This window comes from Candidatus Seongchinamella marina (genome assembly GCF_026262685.1).
In the GTDB taxonomy this organism is placed as follows: domain Bacteria; phylum Pseudomonadota; class Gammaproteobacteria; order Pseudomonadales; family Halieaceae; genus Halioglobus; species Halioglobus marinus.
Genome location: NZ_SHNP01000002.1, coordinates 130979 through 156098, shown reverse-complemented (window position 1 = coordinate 156098; position 25120 = coordinate 130979). Strand labels below are relative to the sequence as shown.

The 25120-nt window shown below is 53.2% G+C and carries 20 protein-coding genes; 5 read left to right on the top strand and 15 right to left on the bottom strand.

The genetic code is table 11. The annotated features are described in order from the left end of the window. Positions 1–36 precede the first annotated feature (36 nt). The gene (locus EYC87_RS05715) at positions 37–1305 is read left to right on the top strand and encodes a cytochrome P450 (protein WP_279252037.1); all 1269 of its coding nucleotides are present in this window, start codon (positions 37–39) and stop codon (positions 1303–1305) included. Between the two features lie 137 nt (positions 1306–1442). Here EYC87_RS05715 and EYC87_RS05710 read toward each other — a convergent pair whose 3' ends face one another. Genes EYC87_RS05710 through EYC87_RS05695 form a run of 4 tightly spaced genes read right to left on the bottom strand, consistent with a single transcriptional unit; the run spans position 1443 to position 4280 of the window. After that, a complete protein-coding gene (locus EYC87_RS05710) occupies positions 1443–1853 on the bottom strand; it encodes a nuclear transport factor 2 family protein (protein ID WP_279252036.1) in 411 nt (136 codons plus the stop codon). Positions 1854–1877: 24 nt separating this feature from the next. Further along, on the bottom strand, positions 1878–2900 hold the full coding sequence (locus EYC87_RS05705; RefSeq protein ID WP_279252035.1) for a medium chain dehydrogenase/reductase family protein: 1023 nt from the start codon (positions 2898–2900) through the stop codon (positions 1878–1880). Next, positions 2897–3424 (bottom strand): nuclear transport factor 2 family protein, encoded by a 528-nt coding sequence (locus tag EYC87_RS05700; protein ID WP_279252034.1) that lies wholly within the window; start codon positions 3422–3424, stop codon positions 2897–2899. Before EYC87_RS05700 ends, EYC87_RS05705 begins: the two co-directional genes overlap by 4 nt. 13 nt (positions 3425–3437) lie before the next feature. Further along, positions 3438–4280: an LLM class F420-dependent oxidoreductase gene (locus EYC87_RS05695; protein ID WP_279252033.1), complete on the bottom strand. Its 843-nt coding sequence runs from the start codon at positions 4278–4280 to the stop codon at positions 3438–3440. Positions 4281–4532: 252 nt separating this feature from the next. Between EYC87_RS05695 and EYC87_RS05690 the strand changes: the two genes are divergently transcribed. After that, a complete protein-coding gene (locus EYC87_RS05690; RefSeq protein WP_279252032.1) occupies positions 4533–4958 on the top strand; it encodes a nuclear transport factor 2 family protein in 426 nt (141 codons plus the stop codon). Between the two features lie 55 nt (positions 4959–5013). Here EYC87_RS05690 and EYC87_RS05685 read toward each other — a convergent pair whose 3' ends face one another. Continuing rightward, entirely contained in the window at positions 5014–5886 is an 873-nt protein-coding gene (locus EYC87_RS05685) for an amidohydrolase family protein (protein ID WP_279252031.1), read from the bottom strand. A gap of 218 nt (positions 5887–6104) precedes the next feature. On the opposite strand from EYC87_RS05685, the gene EYC87_RS05680 reads away from it, so the two are divergent. Then, a complete protein-coding gene (locus EYC87_RS05680; RefSeq protein ID WP_279252030.1) occupies positions 6105–7811 on the top strand; it encodes a class I adenylate-forming enzyme family protein in 1707 nt (568 codons plus the stop codon). Between the two features lie 20 nt (positions 7812–7831). Here EYC87_RS05680 and EYC87_RS05675 read toward each other — a convergent pair whose 3' ends face one another. Further along, positions 7832–8932 (bottom strand): Zn-dependent alcohol dehydrogenase, encoded by a 1101-nt coding sequence (locus EYC87_RS05675; protein ID WP_279252029.1) that lies wholly within the window; start codon positions 8930–8932, stop codon positions 7832–7834. A 196-nt stretch (positions 8933–9128) separates the two neighbouring features. Between EYC87_RS05675 and EYC87_RS05670 the strand changes: the two genes are divergently transcribed. Next, the gene (locus tag EYC87_RS05670; protein ID WP_279252028.1) at positions 9129–10742 is read left to right on the top strand and encodes an AMP-binding protein; all 1614 of its coding nucleotides are present in this window, start codon (positions 9129–9131) and stop codon (positions 10740–10742) included. 22 nt (positions 10743–10764) lie between these two features. Here the strand turns inward: EYC87_RS05670 and EYC87_RS05665 are convergent, their stop codons facing one another. Both EYC87_RS05665 and EYC87_RS05660 read right to left on the bottom strand, forming a co-directional pair. After that, positions 10765–11472, bottom strand: a complete 708-nt coding sequence (locus tag EYC87_RS05665) for a 3-keto-disaccharide hydrolase (protein ID WP_279252027.1) — start codon at positions 11470–11472, stop codon at positions 10765–10767. 30 nt (positions 11473–11502) lie between these two features. Beyond that, a complete protein-coding gene (locus tag EYC87_RS05660) occupies positions 11503–13374 on the bottom strand; it encodes a TonB-dependent receptor plug domain-containing protein (protein ID WP_279252026.1) in 1872 nt (623 codons plus the stop codon). A gap of 126 nt (positions 13375–13500) precedes the next feature. Here EYC87_RS05660 and EYC87_RS05655 point away from each other — a divergent pair, with 126 nt between their 5' ends. Further along, positions 13501–13857: a transmembrane 220 family protein gene (locus EYC87_RS05655; protein WP_279252025.1), complete on the top strand. Its 357-nt coding sequence runs from the start codon at positions 13501–13503 to the stop codon at positions 13855–13857. Between the two features lie 10 nt (positions 13858–13867). On the opposite strand, the gene EYC87_RS05650 is transcribed toward EYC87_RS05655, so the two are convergent. The 7 genes from EYC87_RS05650 to EYC87_RS05620 form a co-directional block, all read right to left on the bottom strand. Beyond that, complete coding sequence (locus tag EYC87_RS05650; protein WP_279252024.1) at positions 13868–17782, bottom strand: DUF7133 domain-containing protein; 3915 nt, start codon at positions 17780–17782, stop codon at positions 13868–13870. A gap of 69 nt (positions 17783–17851) precedes the next feature. Then, positions 17852–19282, bottom strand: a complete 1431-nt coding sequence (locus tag EYC87_RS05645) for a mannitol dehydrogenase family protein (RefSeq protein WP_279252023.1) — start codon at positions 19280–19282, stop codon at positions 17852–17854. Further along, entirely contained in the window at positions 19282–20688 is a 1407-nt protein-coding gene (gene uxaC, locus EYC87_RS05640) for a glucuronate isomerase (protein WP_279252022.1), read from the bottom strand. Before uxaC ends, EYC87_RS05645 begins: the two co-directional genes overlap by 1 nt. Then, on the bottom strand, positions 20685–21380 hold the full coding sequence (locus EYC87_RS05635) for a FadR/GntR family transcriptional regulator (RefSeq protein ID WP_279252021.1): 696 nt from the start codon (positions 21378–21380) through the stop codon (positions 20685–20687). Before EYC87_RS05635 ends, uxaC begins: the two co-directional genes overlap by 4 nt. Position 21381: 1 nt before the next feature. Next, positions 21382–22464 carry a Gfo/Idh/MocA family protein gene (locus EYC87_RS05630; RefSeq protein ID WP_279252020.1) on the bottom strand — a complete coding sequence of 361 codons (1083 nt, stop codon included), beginning with the start codon at positions 22462–22464 and terminating at the stop codon, positions 21382–21384. 13 nt (positions 22465–22477) lie between these two features. Further along, the gene (locus tag EYC87_RS05625) at positions 22478–23848 is read right to left on the bottom strand and encodes a divalent metal cation transporter (protein WP_279252019.1); all 1371 of its coding nucleotides are present in this window, start codon (positions 23846–23848) and stop codon (positions 22478–22480) included. Continuing rightward, a complete protein-coding gene (locus EYC87_RS05620; RefSeq protein ID WP_279252018.1) occupies positions 23845–24999 on the bottom strand; it encodes a Gfo/Idh/MocA family protein in 1155 nt (384 codons plus the stop codon). The genes EYC87_RS05625 and EYC87_RS05620 overlap by 4 nt, the downstream gene beginning before the upstream one ends. Positions 25000–25120: the final 121 nt, after the last annotated feature.

Sequence of the window (25120 nt, the reverse complement as noted above, 5' to 3'; positions counted from 1 at the left end):
AGTAGGACCACAACCCAGCTAACAAGAGTCTTCTTCATGAGCGAATGTCCGTTTGCCAATTTTCAGAACATGATTGACCCCGATACCTACGCCAATGGTATGCCCTACGATGAATTGGCACGGATTCGTCAATCCGGCCCCATTCATTACATGGAAGACACCACCATGGGCGTGCCCTACTGGCTTGTGACCGGCCGTAAAGAGATCGACGCGATATCCAAGAACCCCACTTTATTTTCCAGTGAAGAACGGACGGCGTTGGCGGACGAACATAGCCCGGAGGACATACAAGCAATTCATAGCAACATGACTATTAACATGGACCCACCGCGACAACTTAAATCGCGAAAAATCGTGCGAGCAACATTCACTCCGCGCGCTGTAGATTCCTATGAAGCCCGATTTCGACAGCATGCAAAAAACATTGTAGACGCAGTGGCTGCTCGCGGTGAGTGCGAGTTCGTTGAAGAAGTCGCTGCAGAGCTTCCCCTGCTTGCCATTCTAGAGCTCTGCGGTATTCCAGCTGAAGACCGCAAGGACTTCTTTGAGTGGACGAACACCATGATGTTCAACCAGGACTCTTCTCTTGCCGTTGATAAGGAAGCGGCTGAAATGGCCTCGTTCAAGGTGATTGAGTACGCCATGAAGTTGTCCGCACAACACCAGGAAAACCCTAAAGACGACATTATCGGCGCCTTGCTGCGCGGCACAGAGCGAGAAGAAGGCCTCAGCGAAGACGAGTTTGTCTGGTTTTTCCTGATGCTAATTGCTGCGGGGAATGAATCTACACGCACCGTAACCACTCACGGCATGCGCATGTTAATGGAGCACCCGGACCAACTGGAATACCTGGTCGAAAATCCCGACAAAATCCCAGGCGCCTGTGAAGAAATGCTGCGCTACAACACCGCATTTATCCTGATGCGCCGAACAGCGATGGAAGACACTGAGATCAATGGTCATCAGATAAAAAAAGGCGCCAAAATTATCATGCACTATCACACAGTGAATCATGATGAAGGGGTCTTCGGTGACGATGCTATGGAATTCGATGTGCGACGCGCTGAACGCATGCCAGACCTTTACAATCAGCATCGCGCATTCGGCGTAGGACAGCATTTCTGTCTTGGCACCCACCTGGCGAGACTGGAAATGCGCGTTATGTTCGAAGAAATCATTCCCAGAATGCGTCACCCCAAGTTAGCGGGAAAAGTCGAATACACCCGGTCTAATCTTGTGGCTGGCATCAAGTGCATGCCTATTACGTTTGATCCTGAAGTAAAAAGCGGCGAACAGGCAGCTTAAGCAAAACCTTAGCCGTTTATGCAGTCGCAATCTGCGACTGTGTAAACGGCAATTACCAACACAAGCAATGCCCGCAGATCAGAGGGCGTAACGATGTTGACTCGTTAATACTTCAAAGCCAGATTTTGACGCTTGCGCTAATTCGGCCGAGCACCGCCGCAGAGCACATCGGTGGCATGTTCTGTATCCATAAATTCTTTCAACTCCAGCAACTGCCCGTCGCGCCAGGTAAATAAAAAGTGATAGTGGTTACTATAAGCCTGCCCTGATGCATGAGTGCCCGTAGACGTTGCTTCTACAGCCACCCGATCGTGTTCAGCTGTCATGTTAAGGACGGTAAAAAGCAGCCCATCTGGAAACGCCTCCAACACACCGCCAGCGAAGCCGCGAATCTCTTCCTTGCTGCGACTTCCCGAAATCAGTGTATTTCCCATGGTTACAACGCGGCCATCTTCAGCATAGGCATCAGCGATCGCATCTCCGTCTCCCCGCTGCATCGCCTCAAAAAAAATCCGCGTTAATCGCTTGTTCTCGTCTACCGATGACATAAAGACACCCCCACTCCAAATAAATTAATCGCAGCGCAAGATTACCTTGCCGGCAATCTGGGCTTTGTCGATGCGTTCATGCACGCTGCGAATCTGCGACAGAGGAACTACATCGGCAATCGCTGGATTGAGCTTGCCCGCCTTGAGCATGGCAAAAAGCGCAGAAACGTCCTGCTTAAATTCAACCGGCAGCTTTTTCCTGCGACTGTGTATATTGTAGAAGGTGCTGGCCCGCCCATCGGGAATCAGCTTCCAACCTGCCAGTAACTTGGCAAAACTCCACAGCAGCGAAGGTATACCCTCCTCGCCCGTAGTGACCTGCAGTGCGCCGAAAGCAATGAGCATACCGCCCCTATCCAGACAGCGATACGAGCGCGACCAGTTCTTACCACCTATCGTGTCAAAAACAACATCGACGCCTTTACCCCCTGTTTCAGCCATAATTCGTTGCTGGAAATCTTCCGTCTTGTAGTCAATTGGTGTCGCTTTAAAATGTCGGATTAAATCGTGCTTGCCTTGTGATGCCGTGCCATAGATGACCAGCCCCATTTCTCGGCCTAACTCCAGTAGCGCAGTCCCAACCGCACCACCAGCAGCATGCACCAGGCAAGTTGTACCGGGCTCTAACGTGCGAATGCGAGTCAGCATTTGGTAGGCGGTGGTATAGGAGAGAATCATCGCCACTGCCTGCGTCGGGTCCAGCCCATCAGGCGCCGGCACCACCTGCTCTGCGTCTGCGCACAGGTACTGGGTATAACCGCCTATCACTGGCATATCAGCAACATGCTGGCCTACTTTGAACTGCGTGACACCCTCCCCCAGTTTGTCTACAACGCCAAACCAGTCATAGCCAGGGGTGAACGGCGGTTTGTCTTTCACATCGACATATTGACCTTGGCGGATAATGGTATCGGTAAAACCGGTGCCGGCAGTCAGCACCTTGACTCTAAGCTGCCCCGCAGCAGGCTCCGGCAAATCCTTAAGCTCTTCCAGCTCAAGATTTTCTGGCCCACCGAAAGCCTTCAGCACGACTCTTTGATAACTCATCGATTATTCGCCAACTGTGTCTCTAGTTTCAGTTTCATCGGAATCACCCATTGCTGCTTCAACTGCACTGACAGCAGACCTGCATTTTCCAACTCGTCGCATAGCGTCATCTGGTGGGCCAGATCGAACATGTCGAATTGGCGACAAATTCTGGCTTCCTCATTGAGCTGGATAAAGGATACTCCCGGGGTCTGGTAATAACTTCCATCTGCACGCTTGCCGGGGCCCCTATTAAGCCAGTGAGTGACCAGGCGATTGTCGCTACCTGTGTAGACCCCCTCATAAGGGAAACTCCAGCCCTCCCATCCAACCTGCATGTCGCGGCCGTAATGGGTCGCCTTGATCTCATCGATACCGTCGGCCACCACCTCCATAACACCGGCATATTGGCAGCTGTACACACAGTCAACCGCATAGAGCTCGTCCACAAAAAACAGCCAGTTATTGTCGATGGCCGCCTGTCGATGCGCGGCGATTAATTTGTCCGCCGTCGCGCGTAACTTTTCATCACTCAAGTTTTGCATAATCCCCTCCTTGCTATCGTGCCAATTCGGGAATGACTTTCGCGTACTCATCAATCATTGGCAGCATGGCCTCCGGCTTGTCCCAGAGATCCATAGACACGCCTATTGTTGCTCGTTCAATACCCATGTCTCGATACTCTTTGAGCTTGTCCAGATTACCGGTATCCATGATCTGAATATTAATGTCTATATCGGCTGGATCGCGACCTGCCTGCTTTACTTCCTCTCTAAAAGACTCCACCGTTTTTGCCACATCACCCATTGCAACGTCCACTGGATACCAGCCATCTGCCCAGGAGGCAGCGTGCTTTCGCCCTAACGGCCCCATTGCACCCAGGAACACTTTCGGTCCGCCCTGCTGCAGCGGCTTTGGATTCGCCCACACGGGATCAAACGCTATGTATTTTCCTTTGTAACCCGCCTCTGGCTGACTCCAGAGTATGCGGGTAGCTTCCACTGTCTCGCGCAACACGGCATACCGCTTGTTAAAGGGATGGGTGTTGGCGTTTTCATACTCTTCCTGATTCCAGCCAACGCCGGTACCAACGATCACCCTACCGCCAGACAGGCGATCCAGGGTCGCTATCGTTTTTGCCTGGGCGAAAATATCGCGCTCCATCAACAAGGCAATTCCGGTACCCAGTTTCAGCGTGGTGGTGGCATTGGCGGCTGTCATCAGCGACAGATATGGATCCATCATATTTTTATAGGGGTCGGGCATATCCCCCCCAGGTGGATAGGGCGTGGCTCTTGAGCAAGGAATGTGGCTGTGTTCTCCATACCAAAGAGACTCGAATCCGCGCTCCTCCAGTAAACATGCCAGATCAGCAGGATGGGGGTCGCTTGGTGTATTCATCGAACTGAAAGCCAAGTGCATGGAATCTCCAATACCAGGTCTTATACCCGGGGCAATTGAGCAGGCAAATAACGGCTACCTGCCGAGTGGTCTGTCTGAGTTTAGGGCTCTCATATTATCCAACTAACCCGCTGTACGCCTTCGCAGAAGCCAACTATTCAAGGGTTGGTTTAACAATGCGTCTTTACTTCTGGTGCACTGAAGTAAGAAACTATTTGATCGATGTTTTCGCACCACTGCACAGAGGTCACCATGAAAGACACACCGCATCTTGCCGTTGAAGCAAACAAGAAGTCCATTCAGTACGCGATGGAAGGCAATAAAGAAGGCTGGCTAGCGCTCTACACCGACGACGCAGTGGTATCTGATCCGGTGGGCAAATCGCCCATGGACCCAGCAGGCAACGGGCATCAGGGCAAGGCAGCCATCGAACGTTTCTGGGACACGGTTATCGGCAAAGCCAATATAGAAATTCGGGCGGACAAACGGTGGACCAGCGGCGATTACCATTGCTGCGTCGCGCAGGTAGCGCGAAACGACTTGGGCGACGGCAATTTCACCGAATGTGACATGCTGGCAGTATATGAAGTCAACGAAGAAGGCTTAATCGTGCGCATGGGAGCCCACTGGGACTTCGACAATATGATGGAGCAACTTGCAAAAGTCAGCGCAGGCTAAACGCGCCCCCGTATCACCTTGATAGCTGCCCATACGCGTGGCATATAGCGTCGCTCTATTGATCCAATTTGAACACTCGCTGGGCATTATCGCGAAGAAATTTAGGCCAAACATCATCCCGCAAAGGGACGTTTGGCATATCCTCGAAAATCCGCTCTAGCGAAATCCCCATCGGAAAGTAACCCGCGTACATCACCTGGTCAGAGCCCCGCGTATTGGCAAATTCTATAATATCCTTAGGATAGTATTTAGGCGCAAACGCGCTGGTCATATAATTCAGGTTCGGGTACTTCAACATTAACTTCCAGGCCAGCTCTGTCCAAGGTTCGCCGCCATGGCGCATTACAACCTTCAGTTCCGGGAAAAACCAGCAAACCTCATCGAGGTGCTCCACTTTCTGCGGTTCCATTGGCAATCGCGGACCGGGCACACCCACGCAGGGGCAAAAGGGGATATCCAGGTCAATACAAGTGGTATAAATGGGATACCAGCGTTTGTCATTAATGGGAACCTGTGGGCAAAGACCCGATGGAAATGCCGTTACCGCCTTGATATCGAATTCTTGCTTGAGGCGCCGAATTTTACGTACTTCATCCATCGCCAGATTGGGATTCGCTTCATAGGAAGCAAAGAAGCGATCAGGGTGATCGGCTACCGCTTGCTCGTGAATCAAACCGGGATCACCGGATATGCCGACCATGGCGCGTGAAATCCCGTGCTGATCCATTTGTGCCAGGGTATACGCCCGTCCATCCTCAATATTTTTCAAATCTGGGACGTTGAACATGTATTGCGCAGGCATACTGAATACATCACGGCTATCGCTATCAAGAAACAGTGGCTTCATGTAGTCGTACCAATGACTCTGCTCTGCACTCGGGATCATCAGCATAAGATCAATAATTCCAACATCATTCGGCATTGCCATAGGTTCGCTCCAAATTAAGCGGTCTGTTCATTGGTGGACGAACACTTTAGCGGAGATTGTCGCCTAACGCAGACTCAATACCCCGCTGCTGCTTGAGAAGGCCATGGCGGGTTCAATTCCTTGTATTACGTCGCCTGCTGAACCAACCGTGGCTTTTCCGGCGAAGATTACAGCGTATAGTTGCTATACACACCATGATGTTCCAGAGGTTGAGCAAAATGTCCGTTTCAGGCAGTGCGATAAAAGCCAAAAAAGCAGAGCTTACTGCTGCAGGCGCATTTTTTGAGGTAGAAGAGCTTAGCCTTAATGGGCGTAGCTATCGCGCCTATAAGCATGCACCTAAAACAGCGATAGAGATACTGAACAATGCCCGCAATCACGGCGAGTTGGAGTTCCTGGTCTATGACGGAAAACGTTTTACCTATAATCGCCTGTTCCAGGCTGTAGACGCACTGGCCAGCCAGTTGCAAAGCGAATTCAAAATTAACAAAGGCGATCGCGTTGCTATTGCCATGCGCAACAATGTGGAGTGGATGATTACCTATAGCGCTGCGACCCTGATCGGCGCAATCGTCGTGCCAATAAACAGTTGGGGGAAAAGTGAGGAACTGGAGTATGCGATTACTGACTGCGGTGCCAAGTTGCTTATTTGCGATGAAGCGCGATTTAGGCTTATCGAGACTACGTTTGATACTTTGAACTTGGCAACGATTGTAGTGCCTGCCTCAGATGAGTTTTTAGGGTCGGCAAACGTAGTACTTTTTAAGGATATTTTGACCGCTGGCCAAGAACAGTCTTACACGCCGGTTGCAGTTGCCCCCGAAGACAGCGCGCTAATTCTGTACACCTCCGGCAGCACCGGTTTTCCCAAGGGGGTTTTGCATAAGCACGCTGCAATCGGACAGGCCTTGATGAACATGATGTTTCTCGGGCTACTGGTCGCGGAATTCGAAGGCGGCCCCCGCGAGTATCGCGGCGGCGCCGACAGGGAAACGCCGATGCTGACCGTACCGCTGTTCCACGCTACCGGTCTGCTGGGCGGCTTTTATCTCCCCATCGCAATGGGTCAAAAAGTCATCATGATGTACAAGTGGGACAGCACAGAAGCGCTTAAACTAATCGATCAGGAAAAAGTGACCGGGCTGTCTACTGTGCCTGCCATTTTGCAGGATCTGCTGAGTCACCCCGACTATCAACAGTACAATACCGAGTCATTGATGCGCATCAGCGCAGCAGGCGCAGCAACGCCAGCCGGACTGCCCGAGCTGATTCAATCTCGAGTCAGTGCGCCCAGCAGTTCAGCGGGTTATGGCATGACTGAAACCATGGCAGTTGGGGCGACAATGAGTGGCGCCCTGTTCGACTATAAACCGGATGCCGCCGGCATTCCTTCACCGATTATGGATATGCGCTTCGTGGCTGCCGACGGCACGGTATTGCCCGATGGGCAACCCGGAGAAATAGAAATGCGAGGAGTCAGTTGCACACCGGGATACTGGGAAAAGCCAGACGCCAATGCTGCAACGTTTAGCCAAGACGGCTGGATGAAGACAGGTGACATCGGCATGCTCGATGAAGATGGCTATCTCTACATCACCGGAAGAATCAAGGAGATCGTCATTCGTGGCGGGGAAAACATCTACCCAGGCGAAATTGAACAAGCTGCCTACGAGCGCCCTGAAGTGCGGGAAGTCGTCGTATTCGGTGAGCCCGATCAAGCTATGGGCGAAGAACTGGTGCTGGTCGCTTACCTGGACCCTGAGGAAAACCTCGAGGAGTCCGAATTGCGCGCCTTTCTCACTGCGCGGCTAGCGACTTACAAGGTGCCACGGGTCATCGAATTTGCTACCGAGCCTTTACCACGTAACGCCAGCGAGAAACTGCATAAGCTGAAAGTAAAAGAAGCCTTTTTGGGATTAGCCTAGGCCACACACTTTATGCCGCTCTAGATTTCTATAACGGTGCGGATACCGCGGCTTTCTTCCAGGTCTTTAAAGCCCTCGTTGATCTCCTCCAAAGGGCGCCGCCCGGTAATCATGCCTTCCATATCCAGTAGTCCCTGACGCCAGAGACGCAGCAACCGCGGGATCTCAAACAGGGAATTACTAGACCCCAGCAGGCAGCCACAAAGCTTCTTTTCCAGGGCCTGAAACAACACGACATTGGGAATAGTCAGATTTTCTTCGATGGCGGGCGAGCCAACAATGACCGTGGTTCCTCCCATTCGAGTCATTTGAATCCCCTGCTCAATCAATGCCGCCTTACCCGCGGCTTCAAACGCATAGTCCACGCCAATGGCAGCCGTAAGTGTCATTACCAGCGCATTGATATCTTCGTTAACCGGGTCGACCACATGAGTCGCTCCAAACCCAATGGCTTTGTCTCGTCGCTCGGCTACCGGGTCGGAGGCGATAATGACAGAAGCTCCGGCAATGCGTGCCCCCTGTATCGCAGCCATTCCGATGCCGCCCAACCCCAGCACAACGCAGGTGGCCCCCGCTTCCATCTCGGCGGTATTGAGAACCGCGCCTACGCCAGTTTGCAGCGCACACCCGATCACACAGGCCACATCCAGGGGGATGTCTTTATCAATTTTGATCGCGCCCGTCGCAGGCAATGTGACGTACTCGGCAAGAGCACCAATACCACAACCCCTGAACACCTGTTCGCCATTCAATGATAGACCCGTGCTACCGTCGGGCAGCGTTCCCGTAAGTATGCCCATCGCGTTAGTGCATAAATTTTGCTGGTCTCGCTGACAGTAATAGCACTGGCCGCAAGGGGGAGCCGGCGTCAGCACCACATGATCACCGACTTCCAGGTGAGTAACACCCGGGCCCAGCGACTCCACCACACCCGATGCTTCATGCCCCGGCACCTGTAACCCCATCAATGGGGCCTTACCGGTCACAAAACCTAAATCCGAGTTGCACAGGCCACAATACTTCACGTTGACCCTGACCTCTCCAGCTCGGGGGTCTATGATTTCGATATCATTGCGAACCTTTAACGGTTTTCGGGCTTCTTCGAGCAGAGCTGCGCGCATGGTTTTTCCTGTATTCAAACGTGTACAAAACATCCAGAGTAGCTGGGGATGTAAAGCTGGACAAGCACCAACCCCCACTTGAACAACCATATAGTTGAACGGCAAGCGATTTTTTCATTCCGCCAGCCGTTCGACCACTGATCTGCGACCACCCTTTCGATATACTTTAGAAAAGTAACTACTGGGACAGGGTGCCATGAAACTGAAACTGGAGCGCAATGAGGATCGTTTATTTGGAAAAATCCTCATGGAGCAGGCCAAAGATTGTCCGCACAGACCCTTTCTTGTCACCGAGTCCAGTTCCACCAGCTTTGCAGAAGCTGAAGAGCAAACTAACAGGCTAGCTGCAGGGCTCGCCGAACTCGGTGTCACCAGGGGCGACAGAGTCGTGCTGTTGTTAGCCAATCGTCCGGAACTCGTACTTCTGACGCTTGCGACTAATAAACTGTCCGCCGTTTGGGTGCCCATCAATGCAGATTATCGGGGCGAATGGCTACTGGAAGCAATTTCTGGCAGCAAGCCAACAGTAATCGTCACTGAACAGAAGTTCGTGCCAAGACTGCAGGAGATACAAGACCGCCTGCCATCGGCACAGATTGTATTGATTGGCGACAGCGAGGACACCGCGTTGCCAATAGCAGCGACCTATCAACAATTACTTGCTAAACAGCCCCTGACCCCTGACTACAGCAACCAGAATTATGGGGATACCAGTGCCATTCTCTGGACATCGGGCACCACGGGTAAGTCCAAGGGCGTGTTGCAGAGTTACAACGCCTGGATTCGTGCGATCGTCGATGGTGCATCAATACAATACGACTCAGCAGAAGACGATATCTGCTACTGCGCGCTGCCTCTTTACAATGCAGGCGCATGGATTACCTGTGTATACCGCGCGTTGATCGATGGCATCACTTTGGTGATCGAAGATAAATTTTCAGTGTCAGAATATTGGCATCGGATCAATCGCTTTGGCGCTACCCAGACCTTTGGCATCGGCGCTATGGGATCCTTCCTTATGAACGCTCCCGAAAGCCCTGAAGACGCTAACAACACTCTTCGCAAGGCTTTCATCGTTCCGATAGCGCCAGACATCTGGAAGAGCTTCGAACAGCGCTTTAACCTCGAGCTAATTTCTTCTGGCATGGGAATGAGCGAATGCATGATGATCATGAATCAACTTGAGTGCCCCGCGAGCACGCCTACATATGCACTGGGCCGTCCCGTTGCAGACATTGACGTGAAGCTCTGTGATGACGATGGTAATGAAGTGACGGCCGGAGAGCCCGGGGAAATATGTATTCGCCCCAAGAAACCGCACACCATTTTCAGCGGTTATTTTGATAATCCCGAGGGTACTGCCGCAGCGTTCAGAGGTGACTGGTTTCTAAGCGGTGACATGGCGCGAATGGATCCAGAAACCGGCATTTACTTTTTCACCGATCGCAAAAAGGATGCGGTGCGTTTTGCCGGGCGTAACATTTCCACTCTGGAAGTTGAGAGTGTGGCTCGCCGTCATCCGGAGGTTGCCGATGTCGCTGCCTTTGGCATTCCCAGCAAAGAAATCGACAGTGAAGACGAGTTGAAGCTGAACGTCATAAGAGCCACTGGCAGTGACCTGAGTGCCGAACAAATCTGTCAGTTCATCAACGACAGAGCACCCTATTTCTTTGTTCCCAGATATCTCGACTTCGTCGAGGAACTGCCCTATACGCCGACCCAAAAAGTGCAAAAGTTTGAACTGCGCAAGCGAGGCAACTCAGACAATACCTGGGACTTGCAGGCATCGGACTTTAAAGTAAAGCGTTAGTGCTGGTCTGGCTGAGAGAAAATCACTTTTCTAAAATACGAATATTTCTGTACCAGACTTTGTCAAAATGATCCTGAAAGCCTATATGCCCTTGCAGCAAAGACCCGTAGCGAGGGCGACTGGTAAACTTGCTCTGGGCGTACATGGCCTTCCATTCGGGACTACCCTGACTGAAGCTTGCCGTTTGCCGCCCGTTTAACCAAAATTCCACATTCGGCCCAGCAGCAATGATATGTACCTGATTCCAGTAGCCTACGGGCTTGCTGGTATCGTGATCGGGAATGAACATATCGTATAGGGCGCCCGCTCTGTGCGAAGGGTCTTTTGAATCACTATGCCCTGCGTTGTCCAACACCTGCATTTCGTATCCCGTGTGATGAATAGAACTCTCGCTTTCATCCCCGCGAATAAAGATGCCGCTATTTCCGGAGTCACTGATACGCCAATCAAGCTTCAATTCAAAATCAGCAAATTGCTCGCGACTAATAATATCGCCGCCCCAGGCGACCCGCGTCAGGCAGCCGTTCTCGTTAGCCCAGCCATCGTTGACTTCATCCTCATCATAGCTGCGCCACTGCTCAAGTGAATCGCCAGCAAACAGCAAGCGCCAGCCTTCGGCCTGTTCCTGGGCACTCAAGGCATTGACGCATTCTGAAGCGTCAACGACAGCGTCTGTGGTGCAGCCGTGAAGCGTAAACAGAAGGGGCAAGACAAGTAGTTTTGCAGTCATTTCATCGTACTCTTATGTTCGGCATTTGAATTATACGCCGTAATGCAAGCCAAAGCGGATACTTCTCCCTGGCGCGGGGAAACCAATTGAGTTCTCGTAGTCCTCGTTAAACAGATTATCGACCGTCAGGCGAAGCTGCCACTGGGGTACTACCGACCATTGCAAACTCCAGTCCAGACGATGAAATGCATCGAGCAGACGCGACTCCTCACTACCGGCATAACGGGAAGTAGACCACTGTTCTCCACTATAACGATAGTCGAGGACGGTGTCCCAGCGCTCGGCAAATTGCCAGTTTGCAGTTGCCGACGCAACCCACTCCGGTCGACCGGTAAGTATGCTGTCCTCACCCTTCACTTCGATATCGGTATAGGTCAGCTGCCCTCGCACCCTCAATTGCGGCTTGGCCTGCCACCCAAACTCCAGCTCAACGCCACTGGTCTTCACGTTTTTTCGATTGACGTTGCGAAAGGTCTCACTGTCAAAATCCACCAGGTTTTCGAAGTCATTGAAGAAGCCTGTTGCCGCCAGTCGTAACTCAGTATTGACCGACCAGGCAAGCCCAATATCCCAGTTAGCTGCAGTCTCGGGTCTAAGCTCAGGGTTACCAACCAAGGGGTTTCCCAGCGCAGAGAAACTTGGGAGCTTGAATGCCTCGCCCCAGTTCGCGCTGGCTGACACCGTATCGCTAAGGCGGTAACGCGCACCAAGACTCACGGTCGTTTGAGCATCGTAACCATCTGGGTCGTCATAACGCGCCGTACCCTGCAAAAGCCATATCTTGTTAGTCGGAGTCGTTACATTGGCGAACAAGCCTGCAGTATTGCGCTGGAGTGTAAAATCAGCGGGCAGCAGGACACCAAAGTATTCAAGATAGCCATCACTTTCGGCATCTTCATCCCTGTAGTCAGCCCCCAGGTTAAGTTCAATTCCGTTTGTGACAGACAGCGTATTTACCCAGCGCAGGCGGTCCTGCTGAAAGTCGCTATCCGCACCATTGGGAGGCACCTCTAAATAGGGAGATATTCCCGGAGATGCATAGTCATCTTCATGAGAGAACCGGTCCATGGTGACGCTGCTTTGCCACGCCTTGTTTAGCTGGGCTTTCCACGCCAGGGCAAACACCTGATCACGATACTCGCTACTATCAAGAGCATCTGACACTGCATACTCAGGGCCGCCGCTCTGCTCGGGATAACTGCTTCGCTGGCCGTCCAGGTAACGATAGCCAAATTCCAGTCGGTGACCGGGAGCAGGATTCCAGCCTAACCTGAGGTTGGCGTTATCGCTGTCGCGGGTACTGCCTGGAACGGGTTCACCATCGTCCCGGGAGGCAAAACCGATAGAGTAATCCCAGCTATTACCTGCGCCCCTGGCGCCAACAGTATAGTTTTCAAACCCGTCTTCGCCTAACTCGGCACCAAGATCGGCGCTATGCCCGGCCGTCGGTTGACGAGTCAGTATATTAATAACGCCCGCCAATGCATCCGAGCCATAAATGGCTGACTGCGAACCTCTAATCACTTCAATTCGCTCTACCAGAGACGGATTGAGGTTGGCAAAATCAAAACCGCCACCGCGGGTATTTGTTGGGTCATTAACCGGCACACCGTCAAGCAGCACCAGCGTAAAATTGGATTCCGCTCCGCGTATGGATACGGCGGTCAGACCACCCGGCCCGCCCTGCCGCTCGACCAGTAGCCCCGGAATAGTTTGCAGAATCTCCGCTATCGATCGTTTGTTAAGCTTTTGAATATCTGCCTGTTCTATCACCGACACTGATGCCGTGAGCTCCGCAAGCGGCGCATACGTACCGGTAACTAAGGTGTGCTCTAAGGCCTGCGCACCTGCTTGACTGGCCGCAAGCAAAAAAGTGATCGCTACTAAAATATTTCTGTGCATGGTCTGTTACTTGTATTTTCCGATTTGAATTTGCATATTGGTCAGTGTTAGCAGGCACAGCCATGCAACGCCTAACGATTTACCGCAGCCGAGGGGCTGCATTGCGCCGCAAACAGAGCAGCCTTAATGATTTACAGCGTCCTCAATGCCTTTTTCCTACTCTCCTACCTGGCATCCACCCTGGTTCAGTACAACGATCCTGACCCCTGGAGTTGGATAGCAATCTATCTAGCAGCTGCAGGCATGTGTGTCGCCTGGTTTAGCAGGCGCCTTCCCATCTGGTGCCCGGCCTTGCTGCTGGTTACCAGCCTGCTTTGGATCGGCGCTTTGTTGCCCTCCGTCGTGGGTAAAGTTTCCCCCGAAGCCATCGTGGAGTCGATCAGCATGAAAACCCAATCGGTGGAAGAAGCCCGTGAAATAGGCGGACTGGCATTGGTTGCCATATGGTCTGCTGTGTTGTTACTGCATAAACGCCAGTCTTAGCTTCGGCCTGTCACTGTTTTCGCTTAAAAACAATTTTTTGCCCATCTTTAAGAAGGGTGAAACTACTCGCGGGACCATCGTCTTCCAGTACAAAATCCAGGTTTATATTTTCACTGCCTGCGCTCCCTGTAAAACTGGTTGCATTAACCTGCGTGAGTAACCCCTCTCCATAGAGCGGCACGGAGAGATACAAGCCCTCCGGCGTTTCGTCGATTGTCATGGTGACAAAGCTCACGCTGTACTGGCCTACGAACCGACCGAACCCGCGATCAAAAGGCACACTCTCAAGTTCCTTAACTGTCCATGGCTGCTTGCGATCAGCACTCGCCAGGCGTATCTGTGCAACTTGTTCAACACTGACGGGGTCCGCTTTATTACCCCAACTGCGACGCAGGTAAAGCATCAAACCCGCCAAAGTTTCGTCATTCAATGCTGCAAGGTGACCGTGCGGCGGCATGATACCGTTCCACTGCACTGCGTTCACCTCCATGGGCCCGTTAACACCTTGGAGAATAATTCTCGCCAACCACTCGGGAGGACCCGTCACCCAACTGGCACCTGCCAGGGCGGGGGCAAGGCCGGCAATACCTGCGCCGTTTGCCCCATGACAGTTAGCGCAGGTCGGATAATAGTTTTTTCCGACCTCCATGAGCGCTATTTGCTCTGGACTCAATGGTTTAATGCCCAGTGCCAACTCATCGCCCGGCCAGGTAAATACCACACGTGCATTGAGACGGGCATCCCACAGTGGATCTTTTTCGCTAATGTCTGTCGCAGAAAAAATCGGCGGCGCCGACCCTAACCCGGCAGGTATAAAACCATCAGTCCTGGCCAGTGCAGAGAAACCAGACAACAAGGCCAACTGCTGCCAGGCGCCGTCCCCTCGGCGGTCTTCGATCAGGGATAAGAGATCCAACATTGCAGGAGCGATGGCATTATCAGAGCTCATGTCCGGGCGAATAGTTCGGTAGGCATTCGCCGCCAAGGCCGCCAGGGCTTTTTCCGCGCCGTCACTCTGGGCAGGTAGCCCGCCTGTTGCGACCATCTCCTGCAGGAAGATGAGTTCCCTGTTGCGCAGTGCCCTTACCGCCGCCTGACGGACGTAAACGCTATCTGCTGTGCTATTGAGAATCAGACCCAGTGTGTCGCGTGCGGCCGTGTGCCCGGCTTGTGTGCCCAGTGCAAATGCATACTGCATCACCAACTGCTCAGGCCCAGCCAGCAGATTCTCACTGACAGCGACCAGTTGCGGCGCAGTCAGCAGGCCAGCACCCGCCCTAAGCGCATGAATTTGCCGCTGCGGATCTTCCGAGCGCAAAAGTTTAGCGACCAGAGACGAGGTAAGTTCATTGCGACCATGAAGCGTCCAGATCGCATGGAGTGCTGGCACTGTTTCACTGGCCAGAGCCAGGGCCTCAAGCGCTTGCACCTGTCCGACTGGCTGCTTGAGTAACAGGCGCTGGGCGGTATCCCTTGTCCAGCCATTACTGGCAGACAAAGCACTGATTAATTGCTCAGGCGCGGCTTCTGCCAGTGCAGGTGTTGCCCGTTGCTCGCGCCCTGCAGAATGGCGAATCCTCCATATACGCCCTTTGCCGACAGGTTTATCAAGCCCGCGCTCGAGAATCTGTTCCCGCAACTCATCCGTTAAAAAATGATCGTCTTGAATGATGCCGCGATACATGTCGATCAAATAGAGACTGCCATCGGGCCCGTTAGCAGCATCGACAGGCCGGAAACGTTCGTCAGTTGACCCCAGAAAATCCCGCTGGCCCCACTGCTCGTCAGGGTATAATTGCTGTTGCGCAGAGACACCGATTTCCAGCTCCTCAAGGGCGAACTGGGCTACCACGTTCCCTGCAGATTCGGGCACAAAAGCATGACCACGATACTCATCTGGGAACTGGTCTCCACGATAAATTGCTAGCCCGCTGGCTCCCGTTGCTCGGTTAAGGCGTCCATCCTTACGCAAAGTACCTTCGAGGTATGCACGATTAACACCGGGATTGACCCGCACCGAATAAACCAGTGAAGGGTCCGTAAGATTGACGCCGATACCTGCTGGATAAGAGTCAATGCCAGGTTCTACGATATCATCGCCCTGAAAGAAGTCAGCCTGTAGCCAGCTTGAATTGTTGTTGTAGTAGAGGCGCCCGTAGTCGTCTTTACTGATGCCCCACTGCCCGCGGGAGGGCCCTTGTGACTCTTGCAGCTCACCATCCACCAATCGCATACGGCGCTTTGACTTGGAGTTATAAAGCCAGTTGTCCAGACCGGGCAGCAAGCGGTTTTCCATGTGCTCCACGTTGGCCGCATCCGGCGCATAACCCCCGACGCTGCGCTTTTGCTCACAGAGCACATCTTTCGAGGGTGTAGCGCAAAGCCACAAATTGGGGGGCTCGCCGACTAACACACCTTCATTAACGACGGCAACGGCCCTGGGGTTGACTAACCCGCCAAGAAAGACCTCGCTGGTGTCCATGCGCCCATCGCCGTCAACATCTTCCAGGCGCACAACCTGACCTACAGGCTCTTCACTGCCGGTACCGTAGGCATCGGGCATGTATCCACGCATTTCGACTACGTAAAGCCTGCCGTACTCATCCCAGGCCATGGCCACCGGATCCTCTACCAGTGGTTCCGCGGCAACCAACTCAATTTCAAAGCCCGGGGCGATTCGAAAAGCAGCCAGCGATTCCTCTGGACTCAGTACGGGTGCAGGCGCGTTATCAAGCGTCTTATAAAAAGCAACTTCCTCACGGTTTTCCTGCAGATTTGTCCAGGAGAACTCGCCGATCTCGAAGCGATCCGCGCAGTTGGCCGGTTTAATCTGCAGTTTTCCTCGGCTGGCAAGGTCAGACCCAACGTTCGCTATCCGCAGGACATCGTCGCTATCGACACTGAGCGTGGCTGAATCACCAATAGTGATACCTCTAAAGCGATGACGACTGGCTGGTGTCAGACTCACTTCTTCCATTTCAGTGACTTTATCGGGTGTGACATGGCGACCCGTGGCCCGATCAGCATAGATACTGGCCTCAACAAAAGATTCGCCATCACTCATCTCCCCGCCGTCATAGCGCATACGCACGATCGTCGGCGCGTCACAGGCAGGCACTGAAAATTCCACACTCGCATCTGCAAAGCGGCGGCGGGGACTTAGCCAACCGCCATCCTCCTGCAAACCACCACTGATGCCGACTCCCTGAATGTTGATATCGTTCAATCTATCCAGCACCCAGTCATCCGCCACTAACTCATTACCTGCCTGGGCAATGGGTTCCAGCTCTTTAATCCGAATGTGGCGCCATCGCATAATACCAACATCGCCCGCGTGAACCTGCAGGGCGATAAAACCTTCGGCGTCAAATGCATCGATAATAGTCGCCGCTGCGATACCGTTTATCCAGGTTTGCAGCTTGCCACCGCGAGCACTGATTTCTAGATCGTTCCAATCATCCAGCTTCACTGCCTCACTGACAGCCTGCTTGCCTGCAAGGTCGTACAACCACCCTCTTCTCGCCTCGTCGTAAATTCCTGCACTCCAGGCGCGGTCCGAATGATCGAGTTCGTACTGGTAGCCAAAGGCCCGACCGTCACCCTCGCGCTGTTGGGCACGGAACAGAACGCCAGAATTTCCTAACTCATCCCAACGCATCTGCATACGCAGATTAAAATCCCCAAAAGTTTTCTCGGTGCGTAAGAAAGTATTATCGCCGGGGCCATGAATACCTTTGATAGAATCGCCGTCCGCCTCAAAGGTCGACTCCCCACCGATCACCCGCCATCCGTCTAGAGATTTCCCGTCGTAGAGCAGGACATAATCGTCCTCCAACTCGAACGTACTCTCGGATGGTTTAAGAAACGCTATGTAAACTGCGACACCTATGGCTGCAATCAACAGCACGGAGAAAATTCTTTTCATTGTGGTTCCATACTTTTCGTCATCATTTTTCGCAGCGCTGGTTCTATCGCCCGCTACGCATTCAACTATCTAAATCGAAACAAGTGCCAAAATCCCGCCCTGCGCCAATTTGTCTATTTTCTGTTCAATCTGTCGACACAGCGAGTCGAGAGACGTCACTGTGCGTTGGGTCACTCGAGCACAAGCAAGCAATTCGCGCAGCCGCGAGTCATCTCGCCGGGTACGCAGCTGCAGTAGCTGAGCCTCTTTGGGATCACTGATCGCAATATCGGTATACAGCACCAGATAGCACCACGCAGCCAACGCCACGATGAGCTTGCTGTTTTCGCCACTGCCCTGCAGCACGGGCAACCATCGGTGACCGATTTTTTCGCTGCCATCCATGGCGATTTGTTCACAACGGTGACCCAGGCAAGGGTTCCGAAATCTAGCGAGCAGCTGCGATTTGTATGCCCCTAAGTCAAAGTCCGATGGCACATTAAGCGCTGGCATTAGATCGTCGTTCATTAGGGTTTCAACGAATTCGCCGAGCTGCCTATCGGTCACTACCTGATCGACGAACTCCTTACCCGCCAGCAATCCGCAGTAAGCAATTGCCGAGTGACTGGCGTTGAGCAATCGAAGTTTTATTTCCTCGTAGGGCGCAATATTATCGACATATTGCACGCCTGCTGCTCGCCAGTCTGGGCGCGGTGAACAAAAATTATCTTCAATGATCCACTGGCTGAAACGTTCTGTTGCGATCGCGCTACAGTCTGTTAAACCCAGCATTTGAGACTGCCTCAATTGCTGGGCCTCTGTGCTGGCTGGCACGATACGATCGACCATGCTGGAGGGACAACTGGTATTGTTTTGCAACCAGGCGCTGAGCTCTGGAAAAGCCAGTTCAGTATATTCTTTCAGTACGCAAGCTATGACCTGCCCGTTCGCCGCCACGTTGTCGCAGCTGATAACAGTGACCGGACTGTTTCCAAGTGACTGCCGCCTGCGTAAGCCCAGTGCCAACAAACCGATAGCCGAACGAGGTGCCTCGGGCGCAGCAAGGTCGGCCTCTATCAGTGGATTTGATCGATCAAGCGAGTGCCCGTCGGGCCCGGTGCAATATCCCTTCTCGGTAATTGTCAGGGTAATAATCGCTGTCGCTTCTGCAGCGATGGCGCTCACTACTTCGTCGAGCTGGGTCGGCGCAACCAAGACCTGGGTAACAGAGCCGACAAGACGCAGCGACTGTTCAACTCCATCTTCGCTGAGCACCGAATACAAACAGTCCTGGGGCAACAGCTGCCGGGCTACGGTATCACTGCGCAAAGAAACGCCGATGATTCCCCAGTTTCCGCCACTAAGGCTCATTGCCTGGTCGGTGTAAACGGCCTGATGAGCACGCTGAAACGCGCCAATCCCAAGATGCACTATGCCCGCTTCAATACTGTCACGGTCATAGGTTGGCAACTCCACTGACACGCTTAGTTCGCCCAGACTGGCTTCTGTCAGCCGCGGCATCACAATTTATACGCAGCTCTGGCAAGATTCCCGGCAAGGTCGACAGCCAATTCTGACGCTTCTGGCATTGTCATACGGTGCTCTGCTACCAACTGGGCTAAAAAACGACAGTCGATACGCCGGGCAACGTCGTGCCTTGCAGGAATTGATAAAAAGGCGCGAGTGTCATCGTTAAAACCAACCGTATTATAGAAGCCGGCTGTTTCCGTCACCTGTTGTCGGTAGCGCAGCATTCCCTCGGGACTATCGTGAAACCACCAGGCTGGCCCCAATTTCAGGCACGGATAATGACCTGCAAGAGGCGCTAATTCTCGAGCGTATGTGGTCTCGTCCAGTGTAAACAGGATCAGCGTAAAACTCGCTTCGTTACCCACTTTCTCCAACAGCGGCTTGAGTCCCCGCACAAACTCTCCGGGCAGCGGTATATCCGCGCCTTTGTCCCGCCCGAACTCCCGAAAAAGTTGTGAATTATGGTTGCGAGAAACACCCGGATGGAGCTGCATAACCAGGCCATCGTCCAAACTCATCAACGCCATTTCCAGCAACATCTGCCCACGGAAAAGCTCCGCTTGATCGGCGTTGAGCGAGCCTCTTAAGGCCTCTTGATAAAGCCGCTCGCAAGTTGACTCGGGCAAGTCAGCCGTCAATGCGCTAGGGTGCCCATGATCAGTAGCAGTAGCGCCCATTGATTTGAAAAAGGTACGGCGTTCTCGCAGCGCAGCAAGATAACCCGAAAAGTGATCGCAGCTTTCACCACTTGCCAGCGCCAGTTGCGCAATATTATCGGCAAAGCCCTCAAACTCAGGATCGACCACCGGGTCAGGTCGAAACGCCGTTATGACGCGTCCTGGCCAGGGGTCGGCTTGCAGCCGGCGATGCGCGTCCAGCGGGTCTAGCGGTGACTCCGTGGTCGCGATGACCTCTATATTAAAGCGCTGGAATAACGCCCTTGGAAGGCATTCAGGCTGGGAGAGCTGACGATTGATCTCCGCGTAAATGCGCGGCCCGTTGTTCTCAGTCAACAATTCATCAATGCCAAAAACTTCTACGAAAACATGATCCATCCACAACCGGGTCGGCGTGCCACGAAACAGATGGTAGTTGCCTGCGAACAACTGCCAAACAGCCTCAGGGTCTGTTTTAGCAGCAGCGGAACCGCCATGCCTAACGCCGAGTTCATCCAAGCCAATGCCCTGACTGTAAAGCATACGCAGCAGGTAATGATCAGGCTGCAACAAGAGCTCAGTCGCGTTAGCAAACGCTCGATTGTCAGCAAACCATCGAGGGTCAGTATGGCCATGAGGACTGACAATCGGCAAGTGAGCAACCTGTTGATACAGCTCTCGTGCTATGTCTCGCTGCCTGGGGCAGCTCGCGAATAATCGATCCGGGTGTAAAACGCTCATTCTTCGCTGTCCAGTAAACTGTCGATGACTCGCTGCAAGTGGTCAGACATGGCCTGGCTGGCAGCCGCCGGATCAGAGGATTCCAGTGCTGCAAAAATACGCTGGTGATCAGACACAATAGGGCGACTGCCCTCCTCTCTAATTCGCTGGTGAAAACGCGTACTGATTTCGGACTCGTTACGCAGCCGCCACAGCCATTCAACGGTAACGCTTAAAGCGCCATTGCCTGAGGCTTCAGCTATCGTGCAGTGAAACTGCTCATCAATTACTTCCGCTTCTTCCACCGATTGTTCCTGCCCCTCCATAGCCGATAATAGTGATTTGAGCTCGGTGAGCTGCTGGGCATTAATATGCCGGGCCGCCAGCGCACAGGTTTCACTTTCGATAAGTTTGCGCGCTTCGAGAATTTCAAATGGACCCGGTGCCTGCGTCTGGGGCAGCTGGGCACTCGTCGCGCGATCCAGTACGTAAACGCCCGAACCAGAACGGACTTCCACCAGGCCAGCAATCTCCAACGCGATCATCGCCTCCCTAATGGTGGGTCGACTCACTGCAAACTGCCCGGCAAGGTCGCGCTCCGCAGGAAGACGACTACCTACACTGAAACTGCCATTGTCTATAAGCTGCTGCAATTGCTCCGCAACCTGCAAATAGAGCCGACGCACTTTGACAGCCTGAATAGGAGAATTCACCTTAACCACACCTCCTGCCATCAGCAGTATTTTGCGCCAACATGCTAATCTCGGCGGCCTTGAATGCATGATCCTGGGACATTGCGTTCTCCGTCCGCTGAATGCAGTCGACAATTAACTGACCAAAGAAAGGAAAGCCTGTTTTATTGAGGCACTCCTCAGTGCTTTCACCGGCGCCATTAACCAGAATCAACGTTGAAGATGGCGCTTGACCGGTCACATCGAGGTACTTGCGCAGCTCAATGGTTCCTTCAGTGCCAACAATAAACGTGCGACCGTCGCCCCATGTCCGCAACCCGTCGGGCGTATACCAGTCGACCCGAGTGTAGAAAGATGCACCGTTGTCTCCCGTTAAGGACATTTCACCAAAGTCTTCGAGATCCGGTTTATCAGGATGGCCAAAGTTCTCTACCCTGGCAAAGTTCACGGTGGCAGTACTGCAGTCGGCGTAGGTGAGGAACTGCTCTACCTGGTGTGAACCAATGTCTGTGAGAATCCCGCCGTAACACTGCTTGTTAAAAAACCAGTCGGGACGGGTGTTTTTCGCCAGACGGTGTGGGGCGAGATTGAGCACCTGCAACACACGACCGATGGCACCGCCGGCAATAAGTTCTCCCGCGCGCCAGGCCGCATCGTTGTGCACCCTTTCGGCGTAGTAAACCGCATACTTTTGCCCACTGCTAACAACCGCCTCTTTGACAATCGCTAATTGTTCCAGGCTTGTAAACGGCGACTTGTCAGTAAAATAGTCTTTGCCTGACTCCATCACTTGTACGCCAATGCCGGCCCGTTCATTAGGCACCGCTGCGGCATTGACCAGCTTCAACGCCGGGTCATCCAGAATTTGTTGGAAACTATGCGCTACCGTGACCGATGGATAAGCCTCTACAAACCTCGCCACTTTATAGGGGTCCGGATCGTATACATATTTAAGGGTGGCCCCGGCGTCAACCAGCCCGTTGGTCTGCCCATAAATATGCCCGTGATCCAAGAAAGCAGCGGCAAATAAAAACTCGCCGGGGGCGACCACTTTTTCAGCCTCGCCGGTGGGCGCGTAATTAGCGCCGTCCTTGATATTAACCACCACTGGCTCTCCCTTATATCCAGTCCATCGCTACGGCCGTGCTATAGCTCACACTGGCTAATACCGTCACAATACAAAGCAACATGGCGGCATTAAACAGCAGCCTTTTGCCGCCACTCGGGCAGTCATCGCCAAGGTAGGCCCGATTGTTATTAAGGAACAGCCATCCCAAGTAGGCGATGGGCAGCAAGAAGCCACAGATGGCTGATGTTGGCAAAATCACATAAGCCCCCATGCTCGACCAGAGGAAAACACCCAGCACCGCTGGCGTAGGCAGCAACAATGCCAGTCGGTAATTGCGCGTGTGTGGCTCCCAATTAAACATGGCGCCTGCCGCTGCACCACAACACAGCATGTGCATGACAAGAGACCCTATCGCCATGCCCAATATCCCCAGAGCGAAAATCAAGCGTCCGGTGACCGGACCCATGCCTGCCTCTGCAAACATGGCACCCGCCTGAGTAGGACTTAACTTGCCCTGAATACTCATGTCGCTGCCGTAGAAAGCACCTGCCGCGGTGATCGAAATAAGGCCGGTAACCAAGATGTAGGGGATTACTAGACCCATTACAATATCCCAGCGAGACAACACCCTGTGCTCCCTGCCCCAGCCTCTGTCCAGCAAGGTATAGCCATACACAAAAGTCATGTTAATTCCCACTGCCGTTCCCAGCGCAGCCATCACAGTCGTTACTCCTGCAGCGTCACTCGGGAGGCTACTGGGAATGTAACCTGCTGCAACTGCAGACCAATTGACCTGACCGCTGGCCGAGGCATTGATCACCACCCACAGGAACGCCACAACGATCATTGCGCTCAAATACTTGATCGCGGTTTCGAAAATTTTCACTGCGCGACCCCCAGCGCCATAGTGCCAGGCTGTATACGCGCAAAGCATCCACACCAGAACCGCGAGGAAAAACAAAAAAGCCTCTCTGGAGGCTCCCTCTTTTTGTTGCAAACTGAAGCCCGTGCTGACCGCGATGACCTCCTCCAGCATTCCCGCGCTCAGCGGATAATGAGAAAAGCCCCAAATGATACTTGAGGCCAGGGCTGCAATCGCCCAAAGCCACGCCAGCGAAGGGTGCAGATGGTCGCGCATGGCGGCGAAAGGACTGGCACCAGTGCTCAATGTCTGGTGTGACAGTGCAAACAGCATGATGCAGCCGATAAGCATAGCCAGGGGTTGGACCCAGAGCAGCTCATAACCGTAAACCGCACCTATGGTAAGCGACGTAATAGCACTACCACCGCCCAGCGTCATCGCACCCTGCAACCAACCTGGCCCGCTCAGGCGTAAATAGGTCGGCGCTCTTGCCCATGAAGGTTTGTCGGACAGGGCTGCCAACTGTATCAATTCGTTATCGGAAATTGGCTTACTCATCGGTAGGACGCACTCATATCGACATGGACTTCGGTATTGGTTTTTTCACGCAAGCTCGATGCAGATATTCGCTGATCAAGCGCACCTTGATAGGCCTTACTTTGCAGGGGGAAAGTGATCTCTCGCGACTCCCAGGTTGAGAGCAGCATGGCGTTCGCCAGTGCCAGCGAATGAAGCCCGTCTGCAGCGGGCGCGATCAAAGCAGCGCCGTCGAGAATAGCATCAGCGAAATTGGCCAAAACCAAACCATGCTGATTCACCTTCCGGTCTGGCGTGATATCGGTCACTTCTGCGCAAGGCATGCCGAACATTTCCCGGGTACTGCGGCTGTAATGACTGGTTGAGGGTGTATTGAGCGTAAGCAGCAGGCGTTCGCCATCGTATGATAGTGCGCCCTGATCGCCGACAATATCGAGCTGATTAACACCCGGCGCTTCGCCAGTGGAGCCGATAAATACACCGGAGGCTCCGTTTTCATACTGCAAATATGCAGTGGCCTCATCTTCCACTTCTATATCGTGATAGCGACCAAACTGGCAAAAGCCACGCAGAGTGGCAGGCATACCACAAAGCCATTGGAAAATATCCAGATTGTGAATGCATTGGTTCAACAGCAGCCCACCACCCTCGCCTTTCCATGTGGCTCTCCAGTCGCTGGCCTGAAAGTAAATTTCTGGCCGGAACCAATTAGTCATGGTCCAGTGCGTGCGGGTGATATCGCCCAGCGTCTCGCGGTGAACGCAATCACGCATCGCCTTGAACAGGGGATCAGTGCGCTGATTGAGCATCAAGCCGAAGACTTGTGAGGGTTGCTGATTTTCCAGCAGCTGTTCACCTTCGGCAATAGACAGCCCGAGTGGCTTTTCCATCATCAAATGCAACCCAGCATCCAGGACCTGCAGCCCGACCTCACAGTGGTTAAAGGTAGGGGTAGCCACCAGCACTGCGTCGCAGAGGCCACTTCGGATCAGTTCCATTGGCTTTGCAAAATGTTGCACGCCGTATTTTTGCGCGAGCTCGCCGGGCTGGCGGGAGCAAATAGCGGTAAGATGGCAGCGCCCGGCATCTCCAGACCTGAGGTTGTCGATATGTTGCTGCGCTATATTCCCGAGACCGATGACGCCGAGCCTGACGACTGCTGCCTGATTCATGCCTGTTAGCCCCGGCAAGTATTGCCAAATAGATAGACCTAAGGCAAAATTGCCTTCGGTAAATTGGTCAGGCCAATTTAAGTAATTGCCACCCCACTGTCAAGCTCAGCAAGGACCTGCG